10 protein-coding genes and 1 pseudogene are annotated in these 12119 nt (G+C 30.8%); 4 read left to right on the forward strand and 7 right to left on the reverse strand.

What is annotated here, in order from left to right; genetic code table 11:
• Together AACZ53_RS10465 and AACZ53_RS10470 are read right to left on the reverse strand one after the other, a co-directional pair.
• Nucleotides 1-647: pseudogene (locus AACZ53_RS10465) on the reverse strand (hypothetical protein); the annotation flags it as partial.
• Between the two features lie 9 nt (nucleotides 648-656).
• The gene (locus AACZ53_RS10470; RefSeq protein WP_339838021.1) at nucleotides 657-1073 is read right to left on the reverse strand and encodes a hypothetical protein; all 417 of its coding nucleotides are present in this window, start codon (nucleotides 1071-1073) and stop codon (nucleotides 657-659) included.
• Nucleotides 1074-1241: 168 nt separating this feature from the next.
• Here AACZ53_RS10470 and folE point away from each other — a divergent pair, with 168 nt between their 5' ends.
• The 4 genes from folE to lgt all read left to right on the forward strand — a co-directional run bounded on the left by folE (nucleotide 1242) and on the right by lgt (nucleotide 4946).
• On the forward strand, nucleotides 1242-1913 hold the full coding sequence (gene folE / locus AACZ53_RS10475) for a GTP cyclohydrolase I FolE (protein ID WP_339838024.1): 672 nt from the start codon (nucleotides 1242-1244) through the stop codon (nucleotides 1911-1913).
• 126 nt (nucleotides 1914-2039) lie between these two features.
• Nucleotides 2040-3521, forward strand: a complete 1482-nt coding sequence (gene cysS / locus AACZ53_RS10480) for a cysteine--tRNA ligase (RefSeq protein ID WP_339838026.1) — start codon at nucleotides 2040-2042, stop codon at nucleotides 3519-3521.
• 25 nt (nucleotides 3522-3546) lie between these two features.
• Nucleotides 3547-3780 carry a membrane protein insertion efficiency factor YidD gene (yidD, locus tag AACZ53_RS10485; protein ID WP_339838028.1) on the forward strand — a complete coding sequence of 78 codons (234 nt, stop codon included), beginning with the start codon at nucleotides 3547-3549 and terminating at the stop codon, nucleotides 3778-3780.
• Between the two features lie 242 nt (nucleotides 3781-4022).
• On the forward strand, nucleotides 4023-4946 hold the full coding sequence (lgt, locus tag AACZ53_RS10490) for a prolipoprotein diacylglyceryl transferase (protein ID WP_339838030.1): 924 nt from the start codon (nucleotides 4023-4025) through the stop codon (nucleotides 4944-4946).
• Nucleotides 4947-5004: 58 nt separating this feature from the next.
• Here lgt and AACZ53_RS10495 read toward each other — a convergent pair whose 3' ends face one another.
• The 5 genes from AACZ53_RS10495 to AACZ53_RS10515 all read right to left on the reverse strand — a co-directional run.
• Nucleotides 5005-5592, reverse strand: coding sequence for a hypothetical protein (locus tag AACZ53_RS10495; RefSeq protein ID WP_339838033.1), 588 nt, complete (start codon nucleotides 5590-5592; stop codon nucleotides 5005-5007).
• A 101-nt stretch (nucleotides 5593-5693) separates the two neighbouring features.
• The gene (gene secDF / locus AACZ53_RS10500) at nucleotides 5694-8630 is read right to left on the reverse strand and encodes a protein translocase subunit SecDF (protein WP_339838035.1); all 2937 of its coding nucleotides are present in this window, start codon (nucleotides 8628-8630) and stop codon (nucleotides 5694-5696) included.
• Between the two features lie 175 nt (nucleotides 8631-8805).
• Nucleotides 8806-9738: a malate dehydrogenase gene (mdh, locus tag AACZ53_RS10505; protein ID WP_339838037.1), complete on the reverse strand. Its 933-nt coding sequence runs from the start codon at nucleotides 9736-9738 to the stop codon at nucleotides 8806-8808.
• Between the two features lie 27 nt (nucleotides 9739-9765).
• Entirely contained in the window at nucleotides 9766-10770 is a 1005-nt protein-coding gene (locus AACZ53_RS10510; RefSeq protein WP_339838041.1) for a DUF6588 family protein, read from the reverse strand.
• 1 nt (nucleotide 10771) lies between these two features.
• Nucleotides 10772-12119 (reverse strand): toprim domain-containing protein (locus AACZ53_RS10515; RefSeq protein WP_339838044.1); only part of this gene is annotated, 1348 nt, incomplete at its 5' end.

Below are 12119 nucleotides of genomic sequence, written 5' to 3' on the forward strand. Positions count from 1 at the left end.
CAGACAAAAACCGGAGTTCCTGGCTGAGTTGTAGGTGAATTGAAATTAGCATCAAGTGTATAACAAGTAACTGATGTACTACAAAAAATTTGATCTGGTCCTAAACTTACACCACAAACCACATTACAATCTGTAGCTCCAGCACCTATTCCAGAATTAGTTTGTGTTAATGTAATTTGACCAGCTTGATTAGAAAAATTGGTAATTAAAACCATATATACTTGACCAGCAACTGCACCTACAATATCAACGTTTTCAGTAGCAGAACCAGAATAACTACAATCAACTACGTTATTAGGAATTGTAGTATTTCCAACAGGGAAACCATATAAATCAGTACAATTTGGTGCAGTAAAAGGCCCCCATACTATAAAATCTACATCTTGATTGTTATAATTTGGAGCATTACTTCCTTGTGTTAATAAAAAATTTAATGTACCAGATTGACTTATAGTCATGTAGAACCATGCAGGATTAGGGGTTGTACTTAAACACCCAATGCCCCCTAATGAAGGAACATTTGTTGAATTTGCAAAAGTTAATGTTGAACCTCCAGCACAAAAAGCTGATGCAGTATCACAGGTAGGACTTTGAGCATAAATAAAATTTAAGCAAAAAATCGTAAATATTATGTATATTTTTTTCATAGTAATAAATTAATCAAGAAATGAATAATAATTCCAATCTGTTTGATCTGTGCATGAATCAGATTTCACAATTACTCTCCATTTAAAACATTTTGCAACCATAGTTGTATGCAATATTTTAAAAGAATTTTTATTCAATAATTCTTCATCTTTAAGATTTATAAAAATATAAGAATCTAATTGTTTTCCTTCAATAGCATTAAAACAATCGAAAATTTTAACAACTTCTATTGAAATTTCAACTTTTTGAGACAATTTAGAAACTTCCCATTTAAAATTTACAAATCTGTCTTCAAAGTTTAAACCTTCTTGACTTTTTTCTCCACGAACAGAATACTCAAAGTCACATTTGCTCTTTGATTCTTGCGCTTTTATACTGATAGATGTGATAAATAGCAATAATGTTAAAAGTACTTTTACTTTCATATTTTTATAAAATAATAGTTAATTAAGGGTGCCGAAATGTACAAAAAATTAACATTAAATTAAACAAAATATATTAAAATGTATAGTTTTAACATTTCTACTCTTTTTTAAAGTTTATTATTTATCTTTGCACTTTAAAAAATTGCTATAAACTTATTGCATAATAATATGTCTAAAAACGAAGATTTTAATTTAGAAATTGGCGAAAACCATATTGGAACAAGTACTAATACACCTTTAAGAGCGGATGCTTTTGCTATTTCTGATGAAGAGAAAATTGAATTAATTAAGAAAGATGTTGAAAGCATCTTAAATACACTTGGAATGGACTTATCAGACGACAGTCTAAAAGGCACTCCAAACCGCGTTGCAAAAATGTTTGTAAAAGAAATTTTTGGCGGATTAAATCCAGCTAAAAAACCTAGTTCTTCTACCTTTGACAACAAATACAAATACAACGAAATGTTGGTAGAAAAAAACATAGTTGTCTATTCTACTTGCGAACATCATTTACTACCTATTGTAGGTCGAGCACATGTTGCCTATATTTCTAACGGAACTGTTGTTGGTTTATCTAAAATGAATAGAATTGTTGATTATTTTTCTAAAAGGCCTCAAGTACAAGAACGTTTGAATATTCAGATTGTTGAAGAACTTAAGAAAGTATTAGGAACAGAAGATGTAGCTTGTGTTATTGACGCCAAACATTTATGCGTAAATTCTAGAGGAATTAGAGACATAGAAAGTAGTACGGTTACTGCCAAATTTGGTGGAAAATTCAAGGAAGACAACGTAAGAAGAGAGTTTTTGGATTATATTAAAATGGAAACTGCTTTTTAATTTTACGAAATAATTTCAACTGAAAATCATTGTCCTAGCCCTGATAGTAGCGGTATCCTTTTTATTTATTTTCTAAATAAAAAGATATAGCGAATAGCAGGATTAGCTTCAAGAAAAATAAAAAATATGCAACTTTACAAAAACAATTCGTTAAACTTATATAATACTACATCTGGAAAAAAGGAATTATTTACTCCGATTTCTGAAGGAAATGTGGGTATGTATGTTTGTGGACCAACGGTTTATAGTAATGTACATTTAGGTAACGTGAGAACTTTTATGAGTTTTGATGTGATTTATAGGTATTTATTGCATTTGGGTTATAATGTTCGATATGTAAGAAATATCACTGACGCAGGTCATTTGACTGATGATGGCGATGTAGAAAATGATCGTTTTGTGAAACAATCAAAATTGGAGAAATTAGAACCGATGGAAATTGTTCAGAAATATACAGTTGATTTTCATAAGGTTTTACAAGAATTTAATTTTTTAGAACCAACTATTGAGCCAACAGCAACAGGACACATTATAGAGCAAATTGAATTAACACAACGCATGATTGCTGATGGTTTTGCTTATGAAAGTAATGGTTCTGTGTATTTTGATGTATTAGAATACAATAAAAAAGGCTTAAATTATGGCGAATTAAGCAACCGTAATGTGGAAGAGCTATTTGCTAATACTAGAGATTTAGATGGACAAAGTGAGAAAAAAAATCCACAAGATTTTGCGCTTTGGAAAAATGCTTCTCCTGCACACATCATGCGATGGAATTCTCCTTGGGGAGCTGGTTTTCCTGGTTGGCATTTGGAATGTACTGCCATGAGCACGAAATATTTGGGTGAAAATTTTGATATTCACGGAGGTGGAATGGATTTAAAATTTCCACATCATGAATGTGAAATTGCTCAAGCTAAAGCTAGTTTTGGACATTCACCTGTGAACTATTGGATGCATACAAACATGTTGACCATGAATGGACTTCGTATGAGTAAATCAACAGGTAATTATGTTTTACCTATGGAATTAATAGGCGGAAACAATCCGTTTTTTGAAAAAAGTTTTAGTGCTAATGTTATTCGTTTTTGTTTCTTACAAGCACATTATAGAAGTGTTTTAGATATTTCTAATGATGCTATGGTTGCTGCTGAAAAAGGCTTTAATCGCTTGATGGAAGGAATTGCTTTATTAGACAAATTGGTACCTAGTAATACTTCTACTCTATCTATTGAGAAATGGAAACAGCAATGTTATACTGCTATGAATGATGATTTTAACACTCCAATTCTAATTGCAAATTTGTTTGAAGGCATAAAATATATCAATTTAGTAAACGATAAAAAAGAGACTTTAACTGCAGATGATATTGCAATGTTAAAAGAAACCTTGAATGCATTTGTGTTTGATGTTTTAGGAATTAAAAATGTAAAATCTTCTAGTAACAATACAGATAAATTAACAGGAGTTGTTGAGATGCTAATCACTATGAGGGATGAAGCTAGAGCTAATAAAAACTGGGCTTTGTCTGATGAAATCCGTGATAAACTTGCTGCTACAGGAGTTATCTTGAAAGACGGTAAAGATGGAACGAGTTTTAATTTGTAGGCTTATAGGTTGAAAATAGTAAATTTTGAAAATAAGTTTAAAAAAAATATTAATTTTTCCTTTTGTGCTTTTGGTACGTTTTTATCAAGGTGTAATTTCTCCATTTACACCTGCAGCTTGTCGTTTTGAACCAACATGTTCTCATTATACTGTTGAAGCCTTACAAAAACATGGTTTATTTAAAGGTGGTTGGTTAGCTATTAAAAGGATTGTTAGTTGTCATCCTTGGGGAAAAAGTGGCTATGATCCTGTTCCATGATTTTAGTGTTCGGTTATAGTGATTGAGACTCAACTAATAGCAATTGATTTTTGGTATTGTAATTGAAAATTATTGAATTCAAAAAAATATTAGAAACACAGATTTGAGAAATTAAAGAAATTTGAATAATCTTTTTTTTGAATTTTGATATAGAAATTGTCATTGCAATTGAATTTTGAATCTTTTTTAACATCTAAACAAATAATAATCTTTATTTTTACCCCTTATTAGAACACTCACTTATGAATAACGCATTATATATGGTTTGGAATCCTTCCGAAGGATTTGATTTAGGTATTATTACCCTTCGATTTTATAGCTTAATGTTTGTAGTTGCTTTCGGACTAGGTTGGTACATTATGAAAGGCATTTACAATCGCGAAGGGCAATCTATTGAAAAACTAGATAATCTTTTTGTATATACTGTAGTTGCTACTTTAATTGGTGCTCGATTAGGCCACGTATTTTTCTATGATTGGGCTTATTTTAGTCAACATCCTGTAGAAATATTATTACCTATTCGTGAAACTGTTGATGGTTGGGAGTTTACAGGATTTGCAGGTTTAGCAAGTCATGGTGCTGCAATTGCGATCATTTTAGTTATGTACTTCTATAGCAAAAAAGTAGTTCAGAAACCAATTTTATGGGTTTTAGATAGAATTGTAATTCCGGTTGCGAGTGGAGCTATATTTGTTCGTTTAGGTAACTTTTTTAATTCAGAAATTGTTGGAAAAGAAACTACTTCTTCGTTAGGAATTAAATTCATTAGAGACAAATTCAATCCTAGAGAAGCATTTGAGAAAACTAATATTTCTGATGTAAATGATGCTTATAAAGCCATAGAAACTAATCCTCAATTTTCTGAAGTTTTAGCCCAAGTTACTCCAAAACATCCTGCTATGCTATATGAAGCTTTTGGCTATATATTTGTATTTGCTATTCTTTTCTATATGTACTGGAGAACTGATGCTAGAAACAATCAGGGTTTACTTTTTGGAACTTTTTTAGTACTACTTTGGACTGTAAGGTTCTTTGTAGAATACGTTAAAGAAAGCCAAGGTGGATTTGAAGAAAGTCTTGGGTTATTATCAACAGGACAATGGTTAAGTATTCCATTTATTATTGCTGGATTATTCTTTATGTTTAGAGCTAAGAAAGTAGCATAATAAATTATATGCTATTTAAAAAAAAGACCTTAAAGTGATTTAAGGTCTTTTTTTTTATTTATAATCTAAATCCTAAAGTTACGTGGGCTTTGAAATTTATGTCTGAATAGTTATCACTGATCTCTTTTGAATTTGAAAAATTTCTAGCAATTTGAGAACCTAAGGTAAGGCTAATTTTATCATTAAAAAGCCATTTATGACTTACTCCAAAACCTGCTTCTAAACCACTTAAATCAAACTCTCTATTCATATTATTACTTGTACTTGTACCAGTATTATAATCATAGAAGTAATAGTAATCTATAATTTCTTGTTTACCAACTCTATATTTTAAAAAAGGTGAAAATGCAAAACCATGTTGTTTCTTACTTTTAGCAAAGTAAATATTATAAGTTGCCTGTAAGCCAACTAAGCCGTTTTTTTCTAATTCCGAAGCATCAATGTAAGAATAGGTATCGAATAGCGTTACATCAAACTGAACAGATTGATTTCCTTTAAGAAAGTGTTCATAACCAACGTTAAAAGATTTTCCAACAACTAAATCAAAAAGGTTTGATTTAATTTCTCCTTTATACTCTTTTGATTCTTCATTTTGAGCAATAGAAATAAAAGGCAAAAGCAACAATCCTAAAATAAGTTTTTTCATATATTTTGAAGTTAAAATTAAAACAAATATAGAAAGAGTTAATCAAAAAAAAATCCTAAAATTTTCATTTTAGGATTTTTTTTAAACTTATTTTTTTTTGACTAATCTTCTTTTTTAAATTGAGCCATTTTTAATTTTTCTTTTTCACTCATTGAATCACGCATAATTGGTGTTGCAACGAATAATGAAGAATATGTACCTACTAAGATACCAACTAAAATAGCAAATACGAATCCTCTGATGGTTTCTCCACCTAAGATAAATATCGCAACTAAAACTACTAATGTAGTAGCAGAAGTATTGATTGTTCTACTTAATGTTGTGTTAATTGCTTTATTAACTAAGCCATCAAAATCTGAAGTAGAATTATAATCTAAGTATTCACGAATTCTGTCAAATACAATTACGGTATCATTTAATGAGTAACCAATTACCGTTAAGATAGCTGCAATAAATGCTTGGTCAATTTCCATGTTAAATGGTAAAATATTATAGAAGAATGAGAATATACCTAATACGATAATTACATCATGCGCAACAGCTAGAACAGCTCCAAGTCCAAATTGCCATTTTTTAAATGAAATCATTAAATATAAGAACACAACAAATAAAGAACCAAAAACAGCCCAGATTGAGTTACTTTTAATATCTTTTGAAATAGTTCCAGATACTTTAGAAGATTGCATTACACCATATTTTTTTCCTTCATAAGAAGTAACAAATTCTTTATATGATAAATTAGCTGGCAAGTATTGCTTTAAAGCTTCGTATAATTTTTCGTTTACTTCCTTGTCAACTCCTTCACTTTCCTCGTTAACTTTATATTTAGTAGTAATTTTTAACTGATTATCGTTACCAAAAACTTTAGCTTCTGCACTTCCGAAAGTAGCTACTAAATCTTTAGTAACATCTGGAGCTACAACAGCTTTGTCAAAACGTACTTGGTAAGTTCTTCCTCCAACAAAATCTACCCCTAAATTTAAACTTTTTGTAAATATTGAGAATAAAGATAAAGCGATTAAAACTCCTGAAATAGCATATGCAATTTTTCTTTTTCCTAAGAAATCGAAGTTCATGTTTTTGAACCAGTTTTTAGTAATAGATGTTGAAAACGCTAATTTTTCTCCTTTAGAAATACTCCAATCTAAAAATATTCTAGTTATAAAAATTGCAGTAAACAATGAAGTTAAAATACCAATAAGTAATGTAGTTGCAAAACCTTTAATTGGTCCTGTTCCTAAGAAGAATAAAATTAATGCAGTAATAAAAGTAGTTACATTGGCATCAATAATAGAAGACATTGCTCCTTTCCATGTATATGCATAGTTAACAGCTTCTTCAATTGTTTTACCTGAATCTAATTCTTCTTTAGCTCTTTCAAAGATAATTACGTTAGCATCAACTGCCATACCAATCGTTAAAACAATACCAGCGATACCAGGTAATGTTAATACAGCTCCAAAACTTGCTAAAGCTCCAAAGATGAAAAGGATATTTACTAATAATGCTAAATTAGCATAAAATCCAGTTTTTCCATAATAGAAAACCATCCATAATAATACTAATGAGAATCCTATGATGAATGACATAATACCATTATCAATAGCTTCTTGACCTAACGAAGGACCAACTACATCAGATTGTAAAATATCAGCTCTTGCAGGCAATTTACCAGCTCTTAATACGTTAGCTAAATCTTTTGTTTCTTCAATTGTAAAAGAACCTGAAATTTCAGAACTTCCACCAGAAATTGCTCCTTTTGAAACACCTGGTGCAGAATATACTGTGTTATCTAATGTAATTGCGATAGCGTTTCCTTGTTGAGAAACTTCACCGGTCATTTTTTCCCAAGCTTTAGCTCCTTTACCGTTCATTTGCATACTAACAGCAGGTTTCCCTGAACCATCATAAGTATCGGTTGCATTTGTAATAACACCTCCACTTATAGGAGCTACATTCTCTCTATTACCTTTTAATGCGTATAATTCAGTAATATCTGGAGTTTTGTCATTAACTTTCCCCCAAGCAAACTTTACGTCAGCCAATTGACTTGGCAATAAAGCTTTCATATTACTTCTTCTTAAATAAGAGTTTATTTTTGCTGTATCAGAAAGTTTAGCATAACCAATTATTGAAGTTCCTGGTTGTTGACTAACCTGAATTTTATCGAATAATGGGTTTACTTGGTTTGATAAAGTATCTGCTTTATCAACTAATAAAGAATCAATTCCTTTAGAAACTGTTTCTTTAATATCTTTTTCTTTAATTTCTGTTTTCTTTAACGCTTCATTAACTGAAACTATGTATTGAGCTACATCGTCAATTTTGTATGTTTCCCAAAATTCTAATTGTGCTGTTCCCTGTAATAATTTCTTAATACGGTCAACATCTTTTGCCCCAGGTAATTCCACTAAAATTCGACCTGTTTCTCCTAACATTTGGATATTAGGTTGTGTAACACCAAATTGGTCAATACGTTTTCTTAATACTTCAAAAGCACTTTCAACAGATTTAGCAACTTCTTGCTTAATTAATGGTTTTACTTGATTATTAGTCATGTTAAACTTAATAACATCATCTAATGCTCTTGTACCAAAAATTTCAGCACTAGATAGTTTAGTGTTTGATGCTGCAGCTTCTTTATCAAAAGTTTCAAAGAAAGCATCTAAATAAGTTTGGTTACCTACTTGATTTTTTGCTGTTTCTGCTAATGCTTTATTAAAAACTGAGTTTTTAGTATTGTTAGCTAATCCTCTTAAAATATCTTTAACAGATATTTGTAGGATAACATTGATTCCACCTTCTAAGTCTAATCCTTTGTTGATTTGCTTTGCAACTACTTCATTGTAAGTATTACCCATGTATACTTTCTCCTTACCTATAGAATCTAGGTATTTTTGCTCTTTTGCGAAATCTCCATTTGCAAATGATTTTGCTTTTTCTGCATAACTATTCGCTACATAAGTAAACGTTAATTGATAGATACAAGCAATAGCAAAAATTATTGCGAAAAATTTAATAAGTCCTTTATTCTGCATTATTCAAAAAATTAATTTATTGTATTTTAAAAAACGGACAAATATATACTATACAATAGGATTATACAATTTTATTTCAAACTAATGTTAAAATATTCTTAGTATTTGTCATTTTACATTTAACAAAAAAGGCTGTTAAAAACTAACAGCCTGATTTTTATACTAATATAAAGAATTATAAAACCGATTTCAAATCAGCATTCATATTTCTTACTGCATCTGCACTTTTAGCAAATAATGCTTTTTCTGCATCATTTAATTTTATATCAACAATTTCTTCTACACCGTTTCTTCCAATGATACATGGAACACCGATACAAATATCGCTTTGACCATATTCACCATCTAACATGACTGAACATGGAATAATACGTTTTTGGTTGTTTAAGATAGAATCTACTAAAAAAGCTACAGAAGCTCCAGGAGCATACCACGCTGAAGTTCCTAATAAACCTGTTAATGTTGCACCACCGACCATAGTTGAAGCAGCTACTTTATCCATCTCTTCTTGTGACAAGAAATTAGCAACTGGCGAACCATTGTAAGACGCTAAACGCGTTAAAGGAATCATAGTTGTATCTCCATGACCACCAATTACCATCCCTTGAACGTCATTTGATGGTTTTTGCAAAGCTTGTGATAAGAAATATTTGAAACGTGAACTATCTAAAGCCCCACCCATTCCAATAACTCTATTTTTAGGTAAACCTGTTGCTTTTAATGTCAAATATGTCATTGTATCCATAGGATTAGAAACAACAACGATAATTGCGTCTGGAGAATGTTGTAAAATATTTTCTGCAACTGACTTTACAATTCCAGCGTTAATTCCGATTAATTCTTCACGAGTCATTCCTGGTTTTCTTGGAATTCCTGATGTAATTACTACTACATCTGACTTAGCTGTTTTAGAATAATCATTTGTGCTTCCTGAAACTACAGTATTAAAACCTGTCGTTGTTGAGCATTGCATAATATCCATTGCTTTTCCTTCTGCAAAACCTTCTTTGATGTCTAATAAAACTACTTCGCTTGCAATTCCTCTATAAGAAATAACATCTGCACAAGTAGCACCTACATTACCAGCACCTACTATTGTAACTTTCATATTTGTGTTATTTATGTAATTATTAAATTAAAATTCATATTGTAATGAAACATTTGTGTTTACAAATTTACCAAAAGCAAGTGTACCTTGTACAAAAAAATTGCTAAATTGATATCTACCAGAAAATTCTCCTATTAAATTTCTTTTAGTTTTACTCAAATCTTTCATTCTATCATTCAATATATCTTGCAAAGGAACAATTTCTTCAATACTTCCTTTTTCACCATCAAACTTATAATTGAAATCACTTATGTTAAAAATAACACCCCATAATACTTCTAAATTTTTATGTGTTTTAGATATATTAATTTGAGTCTGATAAGTGTCTATACTACTTCCTAAAGAATTAATTCCTAATGTTCCATAAGCTGACTGAATATCAACAAAATCGAAACTTAAATTTTCTTTAGAATAAGCAATCAATGCAGATACATGAATTGTTTTATTGAAATTTTCTGAAAAATATTGATCCAAATTATGTTTTAAACCAGCGCCATAAACTTGATAATCCCCTTTTTTAAGTTTAGTTTTTGGAGAATATTTAACTAATACTTCTGTTCCATACCAAAGTCCAACACCCGCCTGCAAATAAGGATAAAAAACAGTTTCTTCATTAACTCCTTCTGGTGATTTTAAGCGCACTTCTGAACCTCCTAAATCACCCACTAAATAATACTGTTCATTGTTCCCTAAAGCTGTAGGAACCTCAACACTATTTTGACCTTCTATTGTGAAGAACTCAAAATCATTATTATTTGCCTTGAAAGTCCTATCTGATTTAGGCACAAAAAACAAATTAGCATTTACACCAAATGTTACTTCACCTAACCCTTTTTTCTTAGTAGAAGTCATCCATCCAGAAGATGCTTGATAAACCGCGGCATCAGTGGCTGGAGTTATATACTTATCGGAATACAAAAGGGCATCATTAAGTAGATACCCTATTTGTTGAAATACTTCAGCATTTTGTGCTTTCAATTGATTAGTAGTTATTACTAATAAAAATAAAACAATCGTAGCAAATTTGTTCATCTTAAGCGTCAATATTTGCGTAAGCTGCATTTTTCTCAATAAACTCTCTACGAGGTGGAACTTCATCTCCCATTAACATTGAGAAAATTCTATCTGCTTCTGACAAACTATCAATCGTTACATGACGTAATGTTCTAAAATCTGGATTCATGGTTGTATCCCATAATTGTTCAGCATTCATCTCTCCAAGACCTTTATATCTTTGAATTGCTGCTGATCCACCCATTTTTTGATTTATTAAATCACGTTGATCATTTGACCAAGCATATTCTTTTTTGTTTCCTTTTTTAACTAAGTACAAAGGAGGTGCTGCAATATAAACATGTCCACCTTCAATTAATTCTTTCATAAATCTAAAGAAGAATGTTAAGATTAGGGTAGAAATGTGAGAACCATCGACATCGGCATCACACATAATAACTACTTTATGGTATCTTAATTTTGAAAGATTTAATGCTTTACTATCCTCTTCAGTACCAATGGTTACCCCAAGAGCTGTAAATATATTTCTAATCTCTTCGTTTTCGAAAACTTTGTGCTGCATGGCTTTTTCAACATTCAAAATCTTACCTCTTAAAGGTAAAATAGCTTGAAACATTCTATCACGACCTTGTTTTGCCGTTCCACCTGCAGAATCTCCCTCAACAAGAAATACTTCACATTTTGCTGGATCTTGTTCTGAACAATCAGATAATTTTCCAGGTAATCCACCACCACCCATAACGGTTTTTCTTTGAACCATTTCACGTGCTTTTTTAGCAGCGTGACGAGCTTGAGCAGCCAAGATTACTTTTTGAACAATAATTTTAGCATCATTAGGATTTTCTTCTAAATAAGCTTCAATCATATCACCAACAGCCTGACTAACTGGTGAAACAACCTCTCTATTTCCTAATTTTGTTTTGGTTTGTCCTTCAAATTGAGGTTCTGCAACTTTTACCGAAATAATAGCTGTTAATCCTTCACGGAAGTCATCTCCAGAAATTTCAAATTTCAATTTATCTAACAATCCCGAAGCATCTGCATATTTCTTTAAAGAACGAGTTAAACCTGTTCTAAAACCTTGTAAATGCGTTCCTCCTTCGTGAGTGTTAATATTATTAACATAAGAAAATATATTTTCTGTATAACTTGTATTATAAATCAAAGCTACTTCAACCGGAATTTCTCCTTTGTCAGAATCCATTGAAATTACGTGACCAATAATTGGCTCGCGATTAGCATCTAAATATCTAATATATTCTTTAAGACCTTCATCCGAATGAAAAATTTCAGAAACAAAATTTCCGTCTTTATCTACTTCTCTTTTATCTGTAAACGTAATTGTAATTCCTTTATTTAAGAATGAC

Source organism: uncultured Flavobacterium sp. (assembly GCF_963975005.1).
In the GTDB taxonomy this organism is placed as follows: domain Bacteria; phylum Bacteroidota; class Bacteroidia; order Flavobacteriales; family Flavobacteriaceae; genus Flavobacterium.